17 protein-coding genes are annotated in these 21,134 nt (G+C 47.6%); 13 read left to right on the top strand and 4 right to left on the bottom strand.

All coding sequences use genetic code 11. From position 1 onward, the window contains the following. The first annotated feature begins 576 nt into the window (after positions 1-576). The 4 genes from RYL88_RS00085 (at position 577) to RYL88_RS00070 (ending at position 4,356) form a co-directional block, all read left to right on the top strand. Positions 577-1,131, top strand: a complete 555-nt coding sequence (locus tag RYL88_RS00085) for a LemA family protein (RefSeq protein WP_314988435.1) — start codon at positions 577-579, stop codon at positions 1,129-1,131. Between the two features lie 269 nt (positions 1,132-1,400). Beyond that, on the top strand, positions 1,401-2,267 hold the full coding sequence (locus RYL88_RS00080; RefSeq protein WP_314988434.1) for a DUF3137 domain-containing protein: 867 nt from the start codon (positions 1,401-1,403) through the stop codon (positions 2,265-2,267). Positions 2,268-2,377: 110 nt separating this feature from the next. Further along, a complete protein-coding gene (locus RYL88_RS00075) occupies positions 2,378-3,169 on the top strand; it encodes a hypothetical protein (RefSeq protein ID WP_314988433.1) in 792 nt (263 codons plus the stop codon). Between the two features lie 866 nt (positions 3,170-4,035). Then, positions 4,036-4,356, top strand: coding sequence for a hypothetical protein (locus RYL88_RS00070; RefSeq protein ID WP_314988432.1), 321 nt, complete (start codon positions 4,036-4,038; stop codon positions 4,354-4,356). A gap of 193 nt (positions 4,357-4,549) precedes the next feature. Here the strand turns inward: RYL88_RS00070 and RYL88_RS00065 are convergent, their stop codons facing one another. Next, a complete protein-coding gene (locus RYL88_RS00065) occupies positions 4,550-4,762 on the bottom strand; it encodes a hypothetical protein (protein WP_314988431.1) in 213 nt (70 codons plus the stop codon). A 391-nt stretch (positions 4,763-5,153) separates the two neighbouring features. On the opposite strand from RYL88_RS00065, the gene RYL88_RS00060 reads away from it, so the two are divergent. The 5 genes from RYL88_RS00060 to RYL88_RS00040 all read left to right on the top strand — a co-directional run bounded on the left by RYL88_RS00060 (position 5,154) and on the right by RYL88_RS00040 (position 11,501). Next, positions 5,154-5,606: a DUF411 domain-containing protein gene (locus RYL88_RS00060; protein ID WP_314988430.1), complete on the top strand. Its 453-nt coding sequence runs from the start codon at positions 5,154-5,156 to the stop codon at positions 5,604-5,606. Between the two features lie 1,609 nt (positions 5,607-7,215). Next, positions 7,216-8,547 (top strand): hemolysin family protein, encoded by a 1,332-nt coding sequence (locus tag RYL88_RS00055; protein ID WP_314988429.1) that lies wholly within the window; start codon positions 7,216-7,218, stop codon positions 8,545-8,547. 419 nt (positions 8,548-8,966) lie between these two features. Beyond that, entirely contained in the window at positions 8,967-9,812 is an 846-nt protein-coding gene (locus RYL88_RS00050) for a fumarate hydratase (RefSeq protein ID WP_314988428.1), read from the top strand. Between the two features lie 9 nt (positions 9,813-9,821). Next, positions 9,822-10,382 (top strand): Fe-S-containing hydro-lyase, encoded by a 561-nt coding sequence (locus RYL88_RS00045; protein ID WP_122862386.1) that lies wholly within the window; start codon positions 9,822-9,824, stop codon positions 10,380-10,382. 540 nt (positions 10,383-10,922) lie between these two features. Beyond that, the gene (locus tag RYL88_RS00040) at positions 10,923-11,501 is read left to right on the top strand and encodes a lysozyme inhibitor LprI family protein (protein ID WP_314988427.1); all 579 of its coding nucleotides are present in this window, start codon (positions 10,923-10,925) and stop codon (positions 11,499-11,501) included. 126 nt (positions 11,502-11,627) lie between these two features. Here RYL88_RS00040 and RYL88_RS00035 read toward each other — a convergent pair whose 3' ends face one another. Further along, complete coding sequence (locus tag RYL88_RS00035; RefSeq protein ID WP_314988426.1) at positions 11,628-12,680, bottom strand: TRAP transporter substrate-binding protein DctP; 1,053 nt, start codon at positions 12,678-12,680, stop codon at positions 11,628-11,630. Between the two features lie 957 nt (positions 12,681-13,637). Then, positions 13,638-14,084, bottom strand: a complete 447-nt coding sequence (locus RYL88_RS00030; RefSeq protein WP_314988425.1) for a MarR family winged helix-turn-helix transcriptional regulator — start codon at positions 14,082-14,084, stop codon at positions 13,638-13,640. A gap of 128 nt (positions 14,085-14,212) precedes the next feature. On the opposite strand from RYL88_RS00030, the gene RYL88_RS00025 reads away from it, so the two are divergent. Both RYL88_RS00025 and RYL88_RS00020 read left to right on the top strand, forming a co-directional pair. Next, a complete protein-coding gene (locus RYL88_RS00025; protein WP_314988424.1) occupies positions 14,213-15,460 on the top strand; it encodes an efflux RND transporter periplasmic adaptor subunit in 1,248 nt (415 codons plus the stop codon). Beyond that, entirely contained in the window at positions 15,457-18,519 is a 3,063-nt protein-coding gene (locus RYL88_RS00020; protein ID WP_314988423.1) for an efflux RND transporter permease subunit, read from the top strand. The genes RYL88_RS00025 and RYL88_RS00020 overlap by 4 nt, the downstream gene beginning before the upstream one ends. 171 nt (positions 18,520-18,690) lie before the next feature. Here the strand turns inward: RYL88_RS00020 and RYL88_RS00015 are convergent, their stop codons facing one another. Then, positions 18,691-19,164 carry a cysteine permease gene (locus tag RYL88_RS00015; RefSeq protein WP_295145141.1) on the bottom strand — a complete coding sequence of 158 codons (474 nt, stop codon included), beginning with the start codon at positions 19,162-19,164 and terminating at the stop codon, positions 18,691-18,693. Between the two features lie 93 nt (positions 19,165-19,257). On the opposite strand from RYL88_RS00015, the gene RYL88_RS00010 reads away from it, so the two are divergent. Together RYL88_RS00010 and RYL88_RS00005 are read left to right on the top strand one after the other, a co-directional pair. Beyond that, the gene (locus RYL88_RS00010; protein ID WP_314988422.1) at positions 19,258-19,635 is read left to right on the top strand and encodes a RidA family protein; all 378 of its coding nucleotides are present in this window, start codon (positions 19,258-19,260) and stop codon (positions 19,633-19,635) included. 20 nt (positions 19,636-19,655) lie between these two features. After that, the gene (locus RYL88_RS00005) at positions 19,656-21,038 is read left to right on the top strand and encodes a DUF945 family protein (RefSeq protein WP_314988421.1); all 1,383 of its coding nucleotides are present in this window, start codon (positions 19,656-19,658) and stop codon (positions 21,036-21,038) included. Positions 21,039-21,134 lie beyond the last annotated feature (96 nt).

Below are 21,134 nucleotides of genomic sequence, written 5' to 3'. Positions count from 1 at the left end.
AAGCTAATTTTGCTCTTGCAGCTTAAAACTCTGAAACCGCGATAAGATTGCGGTTCGCGCTCTTTTTGGCGTGCTTTAAAACGCTATTTTTTATCGCTGCTTAAACGGTGCTAAATTTGCGATGATTTAGCCGTTAGCCCGCGTAAAATCACCCTCAAAAGATACGAATTTATCGCGGCAAAAGGCCGTGTCGCCCGTGCAGGCGAATTTTATAAGCCAGATTTTACCCGCCTATCGCCGCCCGGCAAGACCTCGCGCTGAGCCGTTTTGCTTGCGCGTATCTGCTTTGGTTTTTGTTTAAAAATGTGCTTAACCGCCCGTAACGCAAAGCTAAAAGCGTATTTTGCGTTTTTAAGCTTAAATTTAAGCGCAGGAATCGGCCGCGCGCCTTGATTTTACGGCAATTAGCCATATGTCCGAATTTGCTCGCAAAGCTGCTTAAAGGCAAGCGAAATTTGGCGTTTTGGTTGCAAAACTTCGGGCGACCTAGCATCTAGCGCGGCAAAACGCGTATAAATTTTCGGTTTCAGCGATTTTTTGATATAATCAAAACAAAAGTTAAATCAAAGGAGTAAAATGTATATCGTCCTAGGCGTCCTCGCCGTTCTCGCGCTCATCGTCATTTCGACCTATAACTCGCTAGTGGGCAAGCGAAACCAAGTCCTAAATATCAAATCAGGCGTCGATACGCAGTTAAAAAAGCGTTTTGACCTCATTCCGAATTTAGTCGCCACCGTCAAGCAGTATCTCACGCATGAGCGCGAGCTGCTAGAAAATATCTCCGCGCTTAGAAGCGGCATCCAAAAGGCTGCGGGTGACGAACAGAGATTTGCGCTAAACGGCGAGCTGTCAAATCTGATCTCAAAGTTAAACGTCGTCGTGGAGAACTATCCTGAACTAAAAGCAAACGAAAACGTAATGCACCTACAAAAAACGATAAACGATATCGAGGAGCAGATCTCCGCTGCGCGTCGCGCCTACAACGCTGCCGTGACCGACTATAACAACGCCGTGGAGATGTTTCCCTCAAACATCGTCGCTAGCTGGGCGAGGTTTAGCAAGGCGGCATTTTTCGAGGTGCCTAAGGGGCAAGACGATCCGCACGACGTGCACGAGCTTTTTAACCGCTAAATTTGCACTCGATTCGCCAAATTTGAACTAAATTTAGGCGCTTTAACCGCGGCGTTCTTAAATGCAAGCGGACTTGCTAAATTTGAACGCAAAAAGCGGCTCGGACGGTAAATTTGGGCGGCAAACTCGGTTTTAATTAAAACGCCGCGGCTCGTAAACGTCGAGCTTAGATTAATGCAGATTAAAGCAAATTTAAATGCCAAAGCCCAAATGCAGGTTTAAAATAGTCAAATTCGCAAAAACGGCGTTAAATCAAAAATGGAGTAAAAATGGACGATCTGGTCTTGCTAGAGCTTGAGCGGCAAAGGGTTTTACGCTCACTTTTTCGCCTAAAGCTCGCCTGCGTCTTTATCGCTGCGGCCGCGTCTTGGCTGCTTTATCTAGCCTCGCATAAAGCCGCGCTTAGCATCGGCGCTTTCGTGGTTTGCGCGGTCGGGGCGTATTATTTTTTCGAGAGCATTTTCACTGATAGCTTTACATTTAAATTTAAACGAAAAGTTATACGCAGCATCGTCGAAAGCTGCGGCCTAACCTACCACCCGGGCGGCTTAGTGGAAAATGATTATTTATATATGATTTATGATTTTGACATCGATAAATACTCGGGCAACGACCTGATTTTCGGGCAGATAGAGGGCGTGCGGGTCAAATTTAGCGACGTAGAGGCGATAAGCATCAAAGAGGACTGGCAGGGGAACAAGACGCATAGAGTGCTTTTTGCGGGGCTTTTGTTCGTGGCCGATTTTCCTAAACGCTTAAAGGCCGTCACTCAAATTTGTAGCGGGACGGATGAGTTTAAGGACTACGGCGGCAAGCGCGCGAGGATGGACGACGCGGAGTTTGAGCGGTATTTTAGAGTCTACGCAACCGATCAGATCGAGGCTAGATACGCGCTCACGCCTGGCTTGATGGAAAATTTAAAGCTGCTAAAAATGAGATTTCACCGCCCTATAAACATCGTGCTAACTGGGGATAAAATCTGTATGGCGATCCGCACGGGACGCGATAACTTCGAGCCAGATCTGCGCCGCCCGCTCGTTGGTAAGGGAGCGAATAGATTTTACAAAGACGAGATCGGCGGCTTTTTGCGTATCGTCGAGGAGCTGCGGCTAAACCGTAAAATTTGGGCGGATTAGAAAGTGCGGCGCTAAATTTGACGGGCGGCGTAACCCGCACCCTAAAAACCTAAACGAGCGTGCGAGACGAAAGTCACCGAGCGTGGCGGTAAAACGAAAAAGGAGAGCGGATGAAGGGCGTAGCGATAAGCGAAACGACGATAGTCGGCGATGATGGGAAATACTATAAATTTAGCTTTGAAGAGGTGCGCGCGGGGCGGCCTGGCGGAGGAGAGTGCGTGGCGTTTCGAGCCGACGGGGAGTTTGCCCGCGACGTATTCGTGGTGACGGACGAGGGCGAGAGGCGCGCCACGAAAGACGCCAGAAGCGAGGAGACGAAGGCGGCACTAAAAGAAAGCGCGGCATTTTGGCGGGCTAGGACGGCAGGCATAGCTTCCGGCGTCGCGCCTGCCGTTATCAAACTTTACGCGTTTTTTATCGCGGACTACGCGGGGCTAAAGCTACAAATCGCCGTTGCTCTAGCAGTCCTCGTAGGCGCGCTGCTAACCTATGCGGCGCTAGGCGGTATCGCGCGGCTTGCGGGTAGCGATGATCTGCACGTAAACTACGGTAAGGCGATGATGGCGATGTTCGTCGCCCAGGTCACGCAGACGTTGGCGTTTTATTTGGCGCAAACGGGCCATCCGCTAGCTAGGCTCGTCGCCGTTATCGCGGCGCTTTTGCTAGTTTACGTGGCGGTAGTTTGGGCGAAGGTCTTTTTTAAGCTTGCTAGGCTAACTAGAAACGGGCTTTTTAAAGCATATATTTTCGTATTTTTTATCGGGGAGCTGATGCAAGCAAGCGGGTACTTGTTTATATTTAGTTTTCTTTTTATCGTGGCATCGTTTATTATCTACGTCGTAGCGTGGGTCAAAACGGACAAGGTCGGCGAGGCAAATAAAGAGGGGCTTTTTATCTATTAGCCTAGCGCGTTTGCTCTTGCGCGGTTTGGCTCGTTAAATTTAATATCGCCGCTTGCGCCTGCTAGCGCGTCCTTTCTCGCTAGATTTTGAGAACGACTGCGGCGATGAGCTTTTGGGGAGTTACGTCAAATTTGGATATCGCAGTTGGTTTTACCCGGTCTTAAATAATGCGATGAGCTTTTGGAGAGCTTGCCTGTTTTGCGCCAAAAGGCTTTGTTTTAGTCCCCCATGCGCGGTTTTATACGACGGTTTTTGCGGATAGGCAAAGGGGCTTGACGCCGCAGATTTGTTAGTGCTTTGGATTTGACGCATTAAACCAACGCTCTTAAATTTACTCGCGCGCCGCGGGCATATGCTGCTATTTTTGGACTAATTTGCGCAAAAATCTAACGGCGCCAAAAATAGGATTTCTAAGGGCGCAGACGATTTTGGGCTAAAGCGTTTCTAAATTTCGGTGCTAGCGGCGCAAGCGGAGGTAAATTTATAGCGCCGCATTTTTATCCTAACGCCTGCGGCGGCAAAACGTGCAAAACTCGTCGTCGGCGAGCCGTAAATAAAGATAGTATCTTAAATTTATTCCGATTTTTGCTGTTTTGCTTGCTAAATTTTAGCGAAACGGGCTTTGCTTTTCTATGCTTTTAAATCAAAAATCGCCGCCTAAATCTTTATCGGCGGCGCAAAATTTTTCTCTTTTATTTTTGATTTTGCGGCATGATTAGCGCCTTTGTCCGCGTTTTGGGCCAAACCGCTGCTTTTAGGTTTGGCGCAAATTTGCCCAAAATCTTGCATTTATTATAAAAACGAGGCTTGTAAAACAGTGCAAATAAAAATATAATGATTAACCAACCTCAATCAAAAGGAAAACAATGAAAAAAATCGTTTTAGTTATGGTCGTTGCCATGCTATGCTCTTTAAATTTGAGTGCCGGGGAGCTGGAGGATAATATCAAAAAATGCGACGGCGGCGATGCGCAGGCTTGTTTGAAAGCTGCTGAAAAATACTATGTTGCAGGCGAAAACGATCCTAAAGAAATTGAACTTTTTCGAAAAGCTTGCAATCTAAATAATGCCGAAGCTTGCACTTTATTGGCATATAAATACAAAAAAAGTGGAGATATGGCAAATGCTAAAATATTTTATACAAAAGCTTGCGATCTAGGCGATCAAGTAGCTTGCACGATGAAGTAAAAAATTAAAAAATAAAGCCTGATTTTGCAATCAGGCTTTTTATTATCTAAGCGGTTAAAATATACGCCGAATTTAGAAATCTAAATTTGCGTCAAGAGTTTAAATTTAGGGCCGCATCTGACGCTAAATTCGGTAATTTAAAACCTAAGCCTTAATCAGGCAAATTTACCAAGTAGATCCGCGCTAAAAATGCCTAAAACTGCGGCTTACCGCCGTTTGCTTTGGCGCCTTTTACGAAGTCTATCGCGTATTTTTGGCACGCGGTTTTGTCCTTTTTCTCTAGGCACAGCGTTTCTAGCTGCTCGCTACTCATGCCCTTGTAGTCGGCCACGGTTTTATTCGTTCCGCCCATATAAAACCACGTGATTAAACCTAGAATTAACAAAATAAAAACTAGTCGCGCCATTTTTCTCCTTTACAAATTTATTTTTAATGATACAATGGCGACGGTTAAATTTAGCTTGTTTTTGCGTAAAATCCAAGCTGCGCGGCGATTTTTAAAATAATATCTGCATAAAATCGCATTTAGCCTTACGTCGCGGTTAGACCGGCGCCCGTCTTATGCTTAGCGGCACGGTTTGCAACGCCTAAATGACGATACGCTTTGCGCTAGCGATGCACTGGGCTTGCCGTTTAGGCGATTTTGTCCGCCGACGCGACAAGGGCCGCTTTAGGCTAAATTTCAAAGCCGAGCTAAAATTTAGAGAGAAATTATTCAGATTTGGTTTTTGAAAACTTGATTTGCCGTTTATATACATTATGCTAAAATGCGCCGAAATTTTTATAAAAGGATAAGGATGAAAAAGATCTTTTTGGGCTTTGCGCTATTTTCCGCGATCGCGGCTGCCGCGCTAGGCGAGACGATCGAGGTTTATAAAAGTCCCGAGTGCGGTTGCTGCGGCAAATGGGGCGAGGTAATGAAGCAAAACGGCTTTGAGATAACCGAGCATAAAACAAACGAGATAATCGAAACAAAAAATAAATACGGCGTGCCGGCGGAGCTATACAGCTGTCATACCGGCATAGTCGGAGGCTACGCTATCGAGGGGCACGTACCGGCGCAGGAGATAAAAGCGCTTTTGGCCGCTAAACCCTCTGACGTCGTGGGCATCTCGGTGCCCGGCATGCCGCTGGGAAGTCCGGGTATGGAGCAGGGCGACATCGTCGAAGACTACGACGTGATCGCGTTTAAAAAGGACGGCACGACCGAAATTTTCGCCAGCTACAAAAACGGCAAAAAAGTAAAATGATCTAACTTAGCCCGCACAAATTCGCTCGCCTTTTTGCGGATTTGTGCAAATTTTGTCGCATAAATTTTACTTGCGGCGCCGATTTTGGCTATTTTATTCGGATTTATTCTTGCGCGAGACCGCTAAAATTCGCCGTTTTTTAAATTTTGCTTTTTTATGGGCGGCGTTTGACGCTCTCTGGGTTTGAGTGTGAGCTTACTCCAGGTGCGGCGGGCGTTGACGACTGGTTTGTACTGCTTCTATTGCTTGCAAATTTGCAATGCCGAATTTATAAAATTTACGCCGTCTTTTTTGCTTCTTTTTTACGGCGTCAAATTTGGCGACTCGGACGTCCGCGACCCGCACAAATTTAACTCTTGTTTCATTTTCTTCGCGCGATTTGCCGCTAGTGCCTCAAAGATTGTAAAACGGCCGTTATGTCGGTGTAGTTTTGTTAAATTTAATCCGCTCGCCGCCGTTGCCCGCGCGCCAAATTTGGCCCATATAAAAGAGAGAAGAGATATAAAACGGCGACCGATTTTCTTTTCTTGGATTGCGATCTCGGCTTGATCGTTTTTGAGCTGAAATTTACGGGTCGCGACCCAGATGACAGGGCGATACTAGCGTTAGTTTTTTGCGGTAGCGATCTAGCCGCAGGCGCTGTTTGGGGGCGATCGGTTTTTGCCGCGATATCGGTTCGTTAGGCTCTTTTTCTAAAAATGTCGCAAATCTGCGCAAAATCAAGCTAAATTTAAACCCCTTGCCGCTGTATATTAAAGCTAAATTTACAAAGGAGCGGGCGCGAGCGATATTTATACTGTTTATCTTGGGGCTTTTGGCGCGGATTACATGGGCGGGACGACGAAAACGCCGACTACGAGGGGCTTGAGGCTTTGCGTCTTAAAAAGGGATCAAAAGGCCTGCTAAAAAAGCGACCGACTTTGTAAACGGCGCTAAAGCAAACGGCGACAAAGCGCAGTTTTAGCGGTTTTGCGGGCGGATTTTACGTTCAAATTCGCCGCGTCGGTTCGGACTTGTGTTGGCAAAACGGCTAGATCGCAAGTCAAATTTAGCTTCAAAATTTAAATTTGCCGTAGTTCAAATTTGCGGTCAAATTTGACATTTCAAGCGCTAAAATCGCCGCGTCAAAGCCGCCCGATCTTGGCTCAAATTTTAAAATTTACAGCGAGCCGATTTGCTTTTAGAGCTTAAATTCGGTGCTGCCGGCAAAGCCTTAAAACTAATCCAAATTTAACTCCTTTATCAAATTTAAGAACTTGAGCCCCAATGACGCAGGCGACGCAAATTTAAATTCTTTCAAATTTGGCTTGTATTTTTGCGTTTTGCGTTTTTACGGCGCGGGTTTAGCCGGGGATTGGCGTACAAATTTGCTGCAAAAAGCGGATAAAATAAGCAATATTTTTATTACAAGTTTAGCACGGAGGTCAAATTTGTGCTAAAATTTAAACGGCGAGCAGGGCGCGTGCACGACTAAAAGCGCCAAAACGCGGCAAAATAGCCTCCGCGACTCTCGCCCGCTCCGGCGGCGACAAAAATGCGCTTTCAGTTTAAAATTCCCGATTTTTTGCTATAATCGCCGCATTTCATTTTAATTTTTTAAGGATTTTAATTGCACCCCAGTAGCGCCGACTCGCTTTTTATGATCGCTCTCGCGTTTTTCTTCGTATTTCTAAACGCTTTTTTCGTCTTATCAGAATTTTCCATCGTCAAAGTCCGCAAGACCCGCCTAGAGGAGCTTGTTAAGGACAAAGTGCCAAACGCAAAAACCGCGCTTGATATGTCAAACAACCTCGACACCTACCTCTCCGCCACGCAGCTAGGCATCACGCTAAGCTCGCTAGCTCTTGGTTGGATCGGCGAGCCTGCGGTAGCTAGGCTGATAGAAGAACCGCTAAAAACATACTTTAATCTAAACGATATATTAGTCCATACCGTCGCGTTTGCGATCGCGTTTACGCTGATCACGCTCATGCACGTGGTGCTAGGCGAGCTGGTACCAAAGTCTGTCGCCATCGCAAAATCTGAAAAAGCAGTCCTAGCCATCGCGCGTCCGCTACATGTATTTTGGGTAGTTTTCTCGCCGCTTATCAAGACTTTTGATTTTCTAGCCGGCGTTTCGCTTAAAATTTTGGGCATCAAACCAGCCAAAGAGAGCGAGCTAGCCCACTCCGAAGAAGAGATAAAAATCATCGTGGGCGAGAGCCTAAAGGGCGGCGTTTTAGATAGCTTTGAGACCGAGATCATCAAAAAAGCGGTCGATTTCTCCGACACGGTGGCTAAAGAGATCATGACTCCGCGCCGCGACATGGTCTGCATAAACAAGCAAAAAAGCTACGAAGAAAACATCAAAGTGATCTTTGACTCCAAATATACGCGCTATCCGTATATCGACGGTAGCAAGGACGCGATACTAGGTATGATCCATATTAGAGATATCTTGCAAATCGATCTTGGTAACAAAAAGCGCGAATTTGACAGCATCGTGCGTAAATTTGTCATCGTGCCCGAAAACCTCTCGATATCTAAAATCCTCGTGATGATGAACAAGCAGCAAATCTCCGCCGCTCTCGTCGTAGACGAATACGGCGGCACGGCGGGGCTTCTTACGATGGAAGACATAATGGAAGAGATCCTAGGCGACTTTAACGACGAGCACGACGACGCCGACCCGCACTACAAAAAAATCAACGAAAATATCTACGAGTTTCAGGGGCGCTTTGATTTAGAGAGCGTCGAGGAACTGATGGGGATAAGCTTTGCCGACGAGACCGAGGAGCTAACGATCGGCGGGTATGTCTTTAATCTCATCGGTCGCTTGCCTGTCGTAGGCGACAAGATCGAGGACGAAAACTGCTACTACGAGGTGCGCAAGATGGACGGCGCTAGCATCTCTAGCGTCAAGGTACGCAGAAAATTTGAGCAAAAAGAGGATGAAGACTAGGCAAATTTGCGCCTTGCTTTTTGCAGGCGGGGCGTAAATTTAGTTTTAAATTTGAGATTCGGAGACGGCGTCTTAAATTTAGCGACTCTAAATTTGAAAATGCCGTCGCATTCGAAACCGGCTTAAATTTAAGCTATTTCGTCAAATTTGAGTTTGCGGCACGTGCGCTAAATTTATCGCCGTTTTGCCGAGTCTTGCAGAACTAGCGTTAAATTTTATCGCCGGCTTTAGCTGGGCTAAATTTTCAAATTTACGCGAAGCATAAATTTCAGCCGATTTTTCTCTCGGACTCTCTCAAAATCAGTAAATTTAATCTAACTTTTTAGCTTATTTTGATAAACTTCACGAAATTTAATAAAATATAAAATTTAAATTCTACATTTTGAAATTTAGAAAACAAATTTAACACAGGAGGACAGATGAGAGTAGTTCAAGCAGAAACGATCTCCAAAACCGTAAGCGAGCTTTGCAAGCAGGCCTGTTACGTCGTAACGCCCGATATGAGAGCGGCTTTTGAAAAAGCTAGAGAAAACGAGAGCTCGCCGATAGGCAAGGACATCCTAGGCAAGGTGCTCCAAAACGCTGATCTAGCCGAGAAGCGCATCGCTCCGATCTGCCAAGACACGGGCATGGCGGTCGTGTTCGTCGATCTGGGACAAGACGTGCATATCGAGGGCGGATTTTTAGAAGACGCGATAAATGAAGGCGTGAAAGACGGCTACGTGGGCGGCTACCTGCGCAAATCAGTCGTAAACGATCCGATCTTTGAGCGTAAAAACACGACAAACAACACCCCCGCCGTCATAAACGTAAGGATAGTAAGAGGCGATAAAATCCATATAAAAGTGGCTCCAAAAGGCTTTGGTAGCGAGAACAAATCGGCTCTAAAAATGCTAGTGCCAGCAGACGGCCTAGAGGGCGTGAAAAAGGTATTTCTAGACACAGTTAAGCTAGCGGGTCCAAACGCCTGTCCTCCGATGGTGATCGGCGTAGGCATAGGCGGCACGATGGATAAGGCCGCGCTAATGGCAAAATACGCCGCCGCTCGCGACGCAGACAGCAAAAACCCCGATCCGCGGTACGCCAAACTAGAGGAGGAGTTGCTAGAACTCGCCTGTAAAACGGGCGTCGGACCGCAAGGTCTAGGCGGCGACACGACCGCGGTAAAAGTAAACATCGAGTGGTATCCGACCCACATCGCGGGCCTACCGGTCGCTATCAACATCAACTGCCACGCCGCTCGCCACGCCGAAGCTGAAATTTAAGGAGAAAATATGTCAGAAGTAAAAAAGATAACCGCGCCGTTTGACAAAGAGGTCGTAAAAAGCCTAAAAGCAGGCGATAACGTACTAATAAGCGGCACCATCATCGCAGCCCGCGACGCCGCGCACAAGGCGCTAACCGAGACTTTGGCTCGCGGCGAGGCCTTGCCCGTAAATTTAGCCGGCGAGACGATCTACTACCTAGGACCAAGCCCCGCAAAACCGGGCGACGTCATAGGAGCTGCGGGACCGACTACTAGCGGACGCATGGACAAATACACTCCGACGATGATAAACGAAGTAGGCATCAACGGCATGATCGGCAAAGGATATCGCTCTGATGCCGTCGTCGAAGCGATGAAAAAATCAGGCTGCGTCTATATGGTCGCTATCGGGGGTGCGGGCGCGCTAATTAGCCAAAGTATCAAAAAGTACGAAGTGCTAGCCTACCCAGAGCTTGGCCCTGAGGCGGTCGCGAGGCTTACGGTTGAGGATTTCCCGGCTATCGTAGCGATAGATAGCGAGGGTAATAACTTCTACGAAGTCGGACAAGCTCCGTATAAAAAGATATAAATTTATCGGCGCGGGTTATAGCTAGCTCGCGGCTTATCTGCGCGCCGCTTTTGGTTTGCGCGCCGTTTGAAAAACGGGCAAATTTGAAACCAAACGGCGCAAAAATTCTCAAATTTTATGCTTAGTCTTTAAAAATTTTGCCGTAATTACTCGGATACGCTTTTTCAAAGATTTTTTAATCTTAGCCTTTAGCGAGCCTACGTCACTAAGCTTTACGTCGCCAAATAGGCAATCTTTATCGCAGATTAGGCGCAAAGTCACGTCCCGTTTTTCGCCGAATAACTCAAATTTTACTCGTACTTCATTCTCCGAGACTGCTTTTGCGCTAAAGTTTTTGAGCTCGTCAATCTCGTGCGAGCCTATAAAAGGGTTGAGGTCTAGATCCGATTCGTATATAACATTGTTTGAAGTATGCGAATGTGAAATAAATATTTGAGATTGTATATTTTGGGCTGGAAGGTAAAAAATATGGGGTAAAATACGTAAATTTAAAGTAAAATTTCGTATAATGAGCACTCAATTCTAATTAAAGGAAAACGTATGAAAAAGCTACTTTTACCACTTGTTGTCGCCGTCACGGTATACGGCGGAGGATCGGACTATGTCTCTGAAAATACGAAAAAATGTATAATGAACTCTCAAACTACCGACCAAGTTATTGGATGTATACAGGCCGATCTCACGACGCAAGGCTCGTCACTTGATTATGTAAAATTTGAATGGAATTATGGTGACATAATAAGTGAGAAAATAAATCGTGACTGCCAGGAAGCATCCGATAAAGGTCATTTTGGGCAGCTGGCAAACTGCACTGATTTTGAAATGAGTATTTACGATAAAGTTTTAAACATAAAATATAAGAGCGTATTGCAAAGGTTTACTAACGATAAGTCAAAGCTGGCAGCAAAAGAGCCTAGTAAAAACGATTTTATTGCAGCGCAGAGAGTATGGTTGAAAATGAAAGAAGGCTGCATGAATATTAGGGAGGAGATGGGTGGAGGAGACTATCCGCCGTCGCTAATAGAATTGAACATGATAGCGCAGTGTGAACTAGATATGACAAAAGATAGAGTAAAATACTTTGAATACATCATTGAAACAAGAGATATAAAAGAATAGTCCGAGTTGTTTTTGTAATTATTTAAATTTAACTTCAAACCAAATTTCAGTTCAAATTTAATCTCAAATTTGCACCAGCCTTCGAGCCGTCATTTTACTCGTACGGCTCGTTAAATTTAGCAGAGATCACTCCGTAGTACTGTTTATGTAGCTGTTTTCGGAGATCTGCGTCCAGACCCTAGCCTTTTTCATAAATGCTTTTTGCGAGTCCAAAATTTCCTTAAATGTCGCGTCTTTGGCCGAGAGCTCGTCTAGGATCTCATCCGTGGCTTTGCGCAGCGCAGCGATGATCTCGGGCGGAAACGAGGCGATTTTCACGTCCGGGTGCTCGCTTTTGATTTTATCAAGGACTAGCGAGTTTTGATAGACCGCCGACTCGTAGACATCGGTCGCTACGGCCTTGGTCGCGGTCTCTACGATAGCTTGGAGGTCGGCGGGTAGCTTGTCCCAGAGCTTTTTGTTGATGTAGAATTCGTTTTCGCTCGCGGGCTCCTGCCAGCCCGTGTAGTAAAATTTAGCCACCTTTTGAAAGCCGAAATTTATATCGATCGCAGGACAGACCCACTCTACGGCGTCGATCGTGTTCATCTCCATCGCCATGTATAGCTCGCCGATCGGGATCGTGTTGATGCTAGCTCCCAGTTTTGCCATTATCTCGCCGCCAAGCCCGGCCATGCGCAGTTTTAGTCCCTTTAGATCGTTCGTACTTTTGATCTCTTTTTTAAACCAGCCGCCCATTTGCATACCGAAATTTCCGCCGTGAAAGGTCACGATGCCCTGCTCGCCAAAAACCTTTTGCGCTAGCTCCTTGCCGCCGCCGTACGCGTACCATGCGTCCTGCTCGGCCTTGTTCATACCAAAAGGCACGGTTGTAAAGAGCATGAGCTTGGCGTCCTTGCCCTTATAAAAGTAGCTCGCGGTGAAAGCCGCGTCGTACTGGGCGCTTTTTACCATATCAAGCAGCGCAAACGCCGCCTTGTGCTTGGACGGATAGTCGACGCGAACCTCGATACGGCCGTCACTCATCTTTTCTACGAGCTCTTTAAATTTTTTCGGAGCATCGCCTAGTACGGGCACGTTGCTCTCGTAGGTGGAGGCGAGCTTGATCTTGTATTTTCCCGCAGCCTGCGCGCTAAACGCCATCGCCGCGCACAGAGCCAGCGCTGAAAATAGTTTCATTTTTTCTCCTTTCGGTTTTAAATTTACCGATTATAGAGCTTTGTATTATATTTTCTGATTAATTTTGAAATTTAAGTTACAAAAATCTATACAAAGTGAGTAAAAACGTAAATAAATTTACAAAATGTTACGAAAGTTAAATTTCGCCACTTACGGATAAATTTGACGGTCGCCGCCGTTAAAACGGCAATGTCTAGGCTAGGGCTTGACAAATTTTATTTAAGCCGTCGGAAAATCGGCCTGCGAACAAGGCTTTAAATCAGTAGGCTGCCAGACGCGACGCATCAAAATTCGGCGGTTTAAATTTACCCGCGCCTTTTGGATAAAATAAGGCAACCCGCAGTAAAAATATACGCTAGCGCACTCTTGGGCTAAATTTTGACGATTTTATGAGCTGTAAATGCTAAATCAAAGTAGCGTCGCTTGCGCCGTTGTCGAGTAAATTTAGCGGCGGTTTGTGTTTGTAAGTGTTTTTTCTAAATTTAGGTAAATTTCGTTTGGTCAGCAACAAAATTTAAGCGTAGGATTTAACAAGACGGCTTTTTGATAAATTTGCCAGGCGAAATTTGTAAAATTTAAGCTGTCAAACGCGCGATTGAAGCCTAAATTTAAACCGTGTAGCGCAAAAGCGGCAAACCGGAGAAAGCGGATAGCGCCAAAAAGTCGGCAAGATAAATATCGTTAGGACGCAGCGCGTTCGGCTAGAGTATTTTGCGCGAGGCTTACCGTTAGCTTTTGGTCTGCACACGGTTTGTCGCCAAATTTGCAAGTTTTTTGGCAAAAGCCTACGATTTCGTGCTTGCCCATATAAATTTATATTAAATTTACCGCGGCGCTTTGGATAAATTTTGCGCGTTTTGCCGTCAAATCCGCGCTTTGCGGCAAAAATATTTGCTAAATTTAAGCCGCGATTTTTGCTGAAATTAAAAGAGCATAAAAAATTTAAAGTCGGTAAATTTAAATTTTGGTCTTGAGATTAGACGCGTCTTTGATCTCGTCGTCGCAAATCTCGCAAAAGCGCGTCAGCAGCGAAAATAGCTTCTGGGTATTTTTTTCGCCGAGCCTAGCAAATACCCGCTCGCCCAGCTCATCGCTAGCGCGTACGATAGGGTCTGCCGCGTCGCGTCCTTTTTGCGTGAGGCTCATCGCACGCTCCCTTTTATCAGTGCTTTGCTCGCTTGGCTGCACTAGCCCTTTTTGGCGAAAATCCTTGCAGACGTTAAAAACCGTTTGCTTGGGTATGAGCCACTCCTTGCTGATCTTTTTTTGCGTCGAGCGGCCGTCTTTTGCTAGCGTATAAAGCACTGCAAATTCGCTGTAGCTAAGCCCGGTTTTAGCGATCAGCGCGTCTATACGCTCGTCAATCTCGCTGATTTTTTTGCCTAGGTCGTCAAAGTTATACATCGTTTTCCTTTTTTATTTTGCGCGAATTTTAGTAAAATCCCAAAATATTTTCAAGGTTTTAGGATTGACTTTTAGTCCTAAATTTTGCTAATATGATAAATTTTAAGACTAATTTCAAGGGAATTTTTATGAAATTCGGCAAAATTTTAAAGGCGTGTTTTTTATCGTTTGCGCTGGTTTTGACCGCGCAGCAAACGACGGCGGCGCAGGAAAATAAATCGGCGCAAGAAACGCCGCCGCAAAACAAGCAAAACGCGTCCGAGTATAAAACGGCTCAAGCGGACGTAAAAGACGGCGACGCTAGCGAAACAAACGTCGGCCAAGATGACAAAAATTCGGACGCTAGACAAAATCAAAACGACGAAGCCATAAAGCTCACGGTCGTCTCGCCCAAGGTCGCAAAATTTAGCCCAAAGCTAAATTTGCACGGCGAGCTAGTTGCTAAAGACGACGTTGCCGCAGGTTCGGCGCTGCAAGGCCAACAAATCGCCCAGATCTTAGCCGAAGTGGGCGAAAACGTGCAAAGGGGGCAAATTTTAGCCCTGCTAGATAGTGCCGGCCTAAAAGCGAAATTTGACCAGCAAACCGCCGCGCTTGAAGCCGCAAAGCAAAATTTAAACTCCGCCAAGGCAGCTTTTAGCGAGGCTAGCTCCGCGCTAAAGCGAGCTAAAGACTTGGCGGCAAAAAAGGCGATCAGCTCGCAAGAACTCGAACAAGCAAACGCAAAAGAAGCAAGCGCCAGAGCGAATCTAAACTCTGCAAAAGCCCAAATTTCGCAGATAGAAGCGCAGATCGCAGAGGCTAAAGATCAGCTGACAAAGGCTAGCGTGATAGCGCCCGTTAGCGGTGTAATAACGGCCAAAAAAGCCCAAATCGGCGCGCTAACTAGCGGCGAGGCTTTGTTTAACATCGCAAAAGACGGCGTCATCGAGCTATCTGCGGACGCGGACGCAGCCGAGCTAGCGCAGATAAAAGTCGGTATGAGCGCGCAGGCTCAAATTTACGGCGTAAAAGAGGCGGTAAACGGCAAGGTGCGGCTGGTGCCTGTTAGCGTGGATACGAGCTCGCGCCTAGGTAAGGTCAAAATTTCGCTAGACGGCGGGGCTAAATTTATCGGTTCGTACGCCAAGATTGTCATCGACCTGCCCGAATTGAGCGCGTTAGCGCTGCCCGCGCAGGCGGTTTCGTTTACGGAGGCGGGCGCGTTTGCGACGATAATAAAAAACGGCAAGGCGCAGAAGCGAAAAATCCAAACCGGACTTAGAGCAAACGGGCTAGTGCAGGTGATTTCGGGCGTTAGCGAGGACGATGAGGTCGCGCTAAAAGCCGCCGCGCTGGTAAATGACGGCGAAGCGGCGCAAAGGGGCGCGGAGTGAAAATTTCGTCTTGGGCGATCCGTCATCCTATCCCGATTATCGTGCTTTTTATCGCGCTTAGCTTAGGCGGCGTAGCGTCGTTTCTGCGCCTACCGATAAACGCAAACCCAAACGTAAATTTTCCTATCGTTAGCGTCACGGTCACGCAGACCGGCGCGTCGCCTACTCAGCTGGAAAGCTCGACTACTAGGCGCATAGAAGACGCCGTGAGCGGGCTGGCGGACGTGAGGCACGTTAGCTCTACGATCTCCGAGGGCAGCTCGGCTACGACGGTGGAGTTTGCTATCGAGACGGACGTCGATAGGGCCGTAAACGACGTGCGAAACGCTATCTCGCAGATCAGAGACGAACTGCCCGCCGACATCGATACGCCGCTAGTAGAGCGCGTGGACGTCGAGGGCGGGGTGCTCGCGTTTTATTCGGTAGGAAGCGTAAATTTAGACCAAAGCGAGATATCGCGCCTGATAGATAACGAGATAAAAAGGCGGCTGCTAGCGATCCCGGGCGTGCAACAAGTAAAGCGCCTAGGCGGCGTTACGCGCGAGATTAGGGTGCTTTTAGACCCCGCTGCGCTTAGCTCGCTAAAGATAGACGCGGCTTATATTAACAAGCAGCTCGCGCAAAATAACGCCGATTTGCCCGCGGGCAGGACCGTTTTAGACGGCGCGGAAAACAGCCTGCGCGTAACGGGCGGCGCAAAGAGTATCGAGGAGCTAGCAGACACCCCCATCCGACTAGAGGGCGGCGGTAGCGTCCGTCTGGGCGATATCGCTCGCGTAGAGGACTCGCACGCCGAGGTTAGGTCGCGCTCTAGGATGGACGGGCTGGAGACGGCGGGATTTAGCGTCTCGCGCTCAAAAGGCGCCAGCGACACGGTCGTGATGCAAAAGATCGAGGAGGAGCTGGCTAAATTTACCGCAGAGCATGCGGAAGTAAAGATAGACGAGATATACACCTCGGCGAACGAGACTAAGCAAAGCTACGACCAAACGATCTGGATGCTAGCCGAGGGCGCGATACTGACGGTTTTGGTCGTGTTTGTTTTCTTGCGAGACGCGAGAGCGACGCTGGTGGCGGCCGTGTCGCTGCCTCTTTCGATCTTGCCGACGTTTGCGGCGCTTTATCTGCTGGACTACACGCTAAACGGCATCACGCTGCTAGCTTTAATGCTAGTTATCGGCATACTCGTAGACGACGCGATCGTGGAGATAGAAAATATCAAAAAACACCTAGCCCTAGGCAAGCGCCCGTATCAAGCCGCCATCGACGCGGCTGACGGTATCGGCTTTGCGGTGGTTGCTATTACGCTAACGATAGTGGCGATATTTTTGCCCGTTAGCTTTATCGGCGGGGGCATCGGGCAGTACTTTAGGCAGTTTGGCATAACCGTCGCGGCGGCGGTTTTGGCTTCGCTTTTAGTAGCGCGCCTAGCTACTCCGCTGCTAGCGGCCTACGTCCTAAAACCCGAGGCCAAAGAGGAGCGCGAAGCGGACAAGCTAAAGGCCGCCTATCTAAATTTGCTAAATTTCACGCTAGATCACCGTAAATTTACGCTTTTTATCGGCTTTTTGCTGCTGCTGGGATCTTTTGTGCTCATTCCGCTTTTGCCGACGGGATTTTTGCCTCAAAGCGATTCTGGCAGAAGCAGCGTAAATATCACGCTAGCTCCCGGCTCTACGCTAGAGCAGACCGATGAGAGGCTGCTAAATTTAACCCGCGTCGTTAAGCAAAATCCGGCCGTTCTGTCGGTTTTTGCTATAGCCGGAGGCGGCGGCGAAACGCACAAGGGCGAGCTGCTAATCACGCTAAAACCGCACAAGCAGCGGGGCGCTACGCAAAAGCGGTTTGAAGACGAGCTGCGGGCGGAGCTGGCTAAATTTAGCGATATGAGATTTGCCTTCGCTAACGATATGGCCGCGCGCGATATCTCGGTAATCCTAACCGGCGAGGACGCGGACGCGCTCTCTAAAACCGCCGCGCTGATAAAATCCCAAATGAGCGACGTGCCGGGTGCAAAAAACGCTCAAGTAAACGAGCCTTTGCAAAAGCCCGAAATCCGCGTAAATTTAATCAAAAAAGAGGCCGCGAGGCTAGGCGTGAGCCACCAAGCCGTAGCCGAGGCTCTGCGTATCGCTACCGTGGGCGACACGGACGCGGCGTCGGCGAAATTTGACCTGCCTGACCGCCAAGTGCCTATCCGCGTTAGCCTAGATGGGGACGCTAGAAACGACCTTGAAGTCCTGCGTAAAATTTACGTCCAAAGCGCGGCGGGGACGGCCGTGCCGCTCTCTAGCGTGGCAGAAGTTTCGTATTTGCAAGGCGCTGCTAGCATAGAGAGGTTTGATAAACGCCGCAAGATCGCGCTCGAGGCCGATTTGCAGCCCGGATTTACCGTAGGCGAGGTTTTGGAGCAAATTTACGCGCTGCCCGCGATGAAAAACTTGCCCTCAGGCATCTCGTCGCCCGAGTACGGCGATAGCGAGTATATGAGCGAGATGTTTGAGCAGTTTGGTATCGCGCTGGGCTTTGGCGTGACGATGTTTTTACTGGTTTTGGTCGTGCTATTTCGCGATTTTTTGCAGCCCGCTACGATATTTATCGCGCTTCCGCTTTCTATCGGCGGCGCGGCGGGCGGGTTGCTGCTTTACGGCGGGGCGCTTGATCTATCTGCCGTCATCGGCATCTTGATGCTCATGGCTATCGTGGGTAAAAACTCTATCTTGCTCGTTGATTTCGTCATCGAAAAGCGTTTGCGCGGAAGCGGCGTCAGGCAGGCTTTGCTAAGCTCGGGCGCGGAGAGGGCGCGGCCTATCGTGATGACTACGATAGCTATGATCGCCGGCATGGCGCCTGCGGTGTTTGCTAGCGGCTCGGGCGCGGAGTTTCGCGCGACGATGTCGGTAGCCGTGATTTGCGGACTAGCCGTTTCTACGCTGCTTAGCCTCGTTTTCGTGCCGACTGTTTACTCTATCGTAGACGATGCGAAAAAATTTCTCGGTAAGCGCCTCTCTAAACTCACGTCCGTAACCCAGCAAGATAAGCAAAATGCGGCAAGGTAGGAAGCTCGTTAAATTTAGCGCGTAAATTTAGCTTTAAATTTATCGCTTCGCTCCGCGCGGCGCAGCAAAATTTGACTAAAACTCGGTTTATTCGGCGCGGATTAAATTTGAGTCTGGATTTACGGCCGAATTTGGCTAAATTTGCAAGCCAAAAAGCCTAAATTTCGCGGTTTAATAATACCCCAGGCACATCGTTTCGGTTAGCTTTATGCGCTTTTCAAGCGGTTCGGGCGAGAAAAACGAGCACTTTTCGATGTAAATTCTATAGCCGTAGTCAAGTCCGAAATCGTCGTAAAATTTCTTTAAATTTATAAATTTTATCCCGCAAATTTCGCGTAGATCAAAAAGCGGATAGAGTTTGGAGCCGTTTTTGGCGACTAGATGCGAGGGCGCTAGCGTCGTAAACGAGCAAAACGCCGACGTGAGCGTTAGACCTGCTAGGTCGCTGCAGCGCGCGGCCGCCTCGCAAAATCGCGCGGGGATGCTTTTTTTATGCAGAAAAACGGTGCGCGAGTTTTCAAATTTAGCGCAGATCGCGCCGCTCCAAAACAGATACGCGTTGCCCGAGATTTCGGCGTTTTTTGCAAATTCGCAGCCAAGAACGTAATCGTCTAAAAACTCGTTTGGAGCAAGGGTGATTTTCATATTTTTAGCGCCTTTTTACGGGAAATTATAGCTAAATTTGCAAATTCGGCGCTAAACTGCTAATATTCGCGAAATTTTTTACAAAGGACGAAAATGAAAAAGGTTATCTCTACAAAAGACGCCCCGCAAGCGATCGGACCGTATTCGCAAGCGATCGCGGCTAACGGATTTTTATTTATTTCCGGGCAGCTAGGCGTGACTCCTAGCGGCGAATTTGCGGGCGCGGACGTAAAATCGCAGGCGCAAAGATCGCTTCAAAATTTGCAAGCGATTTTGAGCGAAGCGGGGCTTAGCTTTGAAAACGCGGTAAAAACGACGATTTTTCTAGCCGATATCGCGGACTTTGCGGCGGTAAACGAAATTTACGCCGAGTTTTTTAACGAGCCCTATCCCGCTCGCAGCACGGTTGCTGTAAAAACGCTGCCAAAGGGCGGTTTGGTCGAGATCGAACTTATCGCGGCGACGAAGTAAAATTTAAAATAAGGAAAAAAATGAAAAAGGTTATATTTGCGCTTGCGGTCGTTTTGATCGCGGTTTTTGGCGTCGCGTTTTACGGCTCGTCTAAGGCCAAAGAGTCCTACGATAGGGGCGTGGCTAGGCTAACGGGCGAAACTTTGAGCTTGCCGTTTGTCGACCTAAAAGCAAACGTGACGCAAAACGAGTACGACAAGGGGCTCTTTAGTTCGCGCGCGACGCTTACGTTTGAGCTAACCGACGGCAAAGATCCGGTAAAATTTGAGGCTAAAACCACGCTAAAGCATGGATTTGCCGAGATTTTTAGCGGATTTAAGGCGCACAGCGATATCAAGGCTCTAACGCCCGAAGCCGCCGCCGAAGCTAAAAAGATATTCGGCACGGACGAGTTTTTGAGCGCCGACGTGCTAATACATTTAGATAAAACCCGCGACGGGACGCTAATTTTGGCCGTCCTTACAGTAGACGAGAGTTTCTCTAAATTCTTCGTCTCAAAGCCTTTTGTAAAGGCCCAAATCAAAGAAAACAAGATAAAATCCCTAGAAATCGGCGTCGGCAAGATTGACGGCGGCGATATGGACGACTCGGGCAAATTTGCGATGGAAAACGCATCCATGCTCATCGAGCTTAGCGATTTTAAGAGCTTTAGCGATCTAGTTTCGTTCGTAAATTTGCAAACCGCCTACGAAAATATATCTAAAGTAGGAATAAAGGTCGGCAAAATGAGCTTTAGCAACGCTAGAAGCTATGATTTTCCAAAAGCCGTCAGGATAACCGATATGGCGTTTTTGGCGCAGATTAAGCAAAATGCGAACGCAAATTTGCTCGATACGATGACGGAGGCTAACCTAGGCGCGCTAGAAATAGACGACAAGAAAATCCTAACTCATCTAAACGCCGCTATGAACGAAAAAAACGTAAACAAGCTTGCTATGGCGATGTATCTTAACGATCCTAAAGAATCGGCGGTTTATAAAATTTTAATGAGCGAAAACTACGTGCTGGAGGTTAAAAATTTTAGCTTTAAAAATCCGGGCGGCAAGGAGATCAAATTTAACGCCGTAGCCGACGTGTCGGGGCTTGGCGTCAAAAGCAAAACGCTAGAAAACGACGCGGACGTGGAAACGGCGCTAAAGGCGGTTAAATTTGACGGCGAGCTAAAAGTGCAAGCCGCGTCTATAACGGAGTTTTTAAGCGAATATAAAGGGATAATGCCGGACAGAGATTTTAATGAAATGATTAACGGTATTAAGCCTTTTGAGGAGCGCATAAATTCGCTTTTTACTAAAGATGGCGAGTATATGAGCGCGAAATTTAAGCATGACGTAGGTAGCGATGATCTGCTGATAAACGATAAAATTTCGCTTAAAGAATTTATAATTAACCTGGCGGTAAATTAAGCTGCTGCAAAAGTAAGGGCGCAAAACGGCGCTCTTGCTTTTATTTTCATTCAAATCTAATACCACCCAAAAATCTTTTCCTAATTTTTTTAAATT

Source organism: uncultured Campylobacter sp. (assembly GCF_963517995.1).
GTDB lineage: Bacteria > Campylobacterota > Campylobacteria > Campylobacterales > Campylobacteraceae > Campylobacter_A.
This window is presented reverse-complemented; position numbering and strand designations above follow the sequence as displayed.

Excerpts from the sequence above, each read along its gene's own strand:
- RYL88_RS00015 (WP_295145141.1), bottom strand. The coding sequence starts at position 19,164 with ATGAAAATCACCCTTGCTCCAAACGAGTTTTTAGACGATTACGTTCTT.
- RYL88_RS00040 (WP_314988427.1), top strand. The coding sequence starts at position 10,923 with ATGAAAAAGCTACTTTTACCACTTGTTGTCGCCGTCACGGTATACGGC.
- RYL88_RS00060 (WP_314988430.1), top strand. The coding sequence starts at position 5,154 with ATGAAAAAGATCTTTTTGGGCTTTGCGCTATTTTCCGCGATCGCGGCT.
- RYL88_RS00030 (WP_314988425.1), bottom strand. The coding sequence starts at position 14,084 with ATGTATAACTTTGACGACCTAGGCAAAAAAATCAGCGAGATTGACGAG.
- RYL88_RS00075 (WP_314988433.1), top strand. The coding sequence starts at position 2,378 with ATGAAGGGCGTAGCGATAAGCGAAACGACGATAGTCGGCGATGATGGG.
- RYL88_RS00050 (WP_314988428.1), top strand. The coding sequence starts at position 8,967 with ATGAGAGTAGTTCAAGCAGAAACGATCTCCAAAACCGTAAGCGAGCTT.
- RYL88_RS00065 (WP_314988431.1), bottom strand. The coding sequence starts at position 4,762 with ATGGCGCGACTAGTTTTTATTTTGTTAATTCTAGGTTTAATCACGTGG.
- RYL88_RS00080 (WP_314988434.1), top strand. The coding sequence starts at position 1,401 with ATGGACGATCTGGTCTTGCTAGAGCTTGAGCGGCAAAGGGTTTTACGC.
- RYL88_RS00070 (WP_314988432.1), top strand. The coding sequence starts at position 4,036 with ATGAAAAAAATCGTTTTAGTTATGGTCGTTGCCATGCTATGCTCTTTA.
- RYL88_RS00085 (WP_314988435.1), top strand. The coding sequence starts at position 577 with ATGTATATCGTCCTAGGCGTCCTCGCCGTTCTCGCGCTCATCGTCATT.
- RYL88_RS00005 (WP_314988421.1), top strand. The coding sequence starts at position 19,656 with ATGAAAAAGGTTATATTTGCGCTTGCGGTCGTTTTGATCGCGGTTTTT.
- RYL88_RS00045 (WP_122862386.1), top strand. The coding sequence starts at position 9,822 with ATGTCAGAAGTAAAAAAGATAACCGCGCCGTTTGACAAAGAGGTCGTA.
- RYL88_RS00035 (WP_314988426.1), bottom strand. The coding sequence starts at position 12,680 with ATGAAACTATTTTCAGCGCTGGCTCTGTGCGCGGCGATGGCGTTTAGC.
- RYL88_RS00010 (WP_314988422.1), top strand. The coding sequence starts at position 19,258 with ATGAAAAAGGTTATCTCTACAAAAGACGCCCCGCAAGCGATCGGACCG.
- RYL88_RS00025 (WP_314988424.1), top strand. The coding sequence starts at position 14,213 with ATGAAATTCGGCAAAATTTTAAAGGCGTGTTTTTTATCGTTTGCGCTG.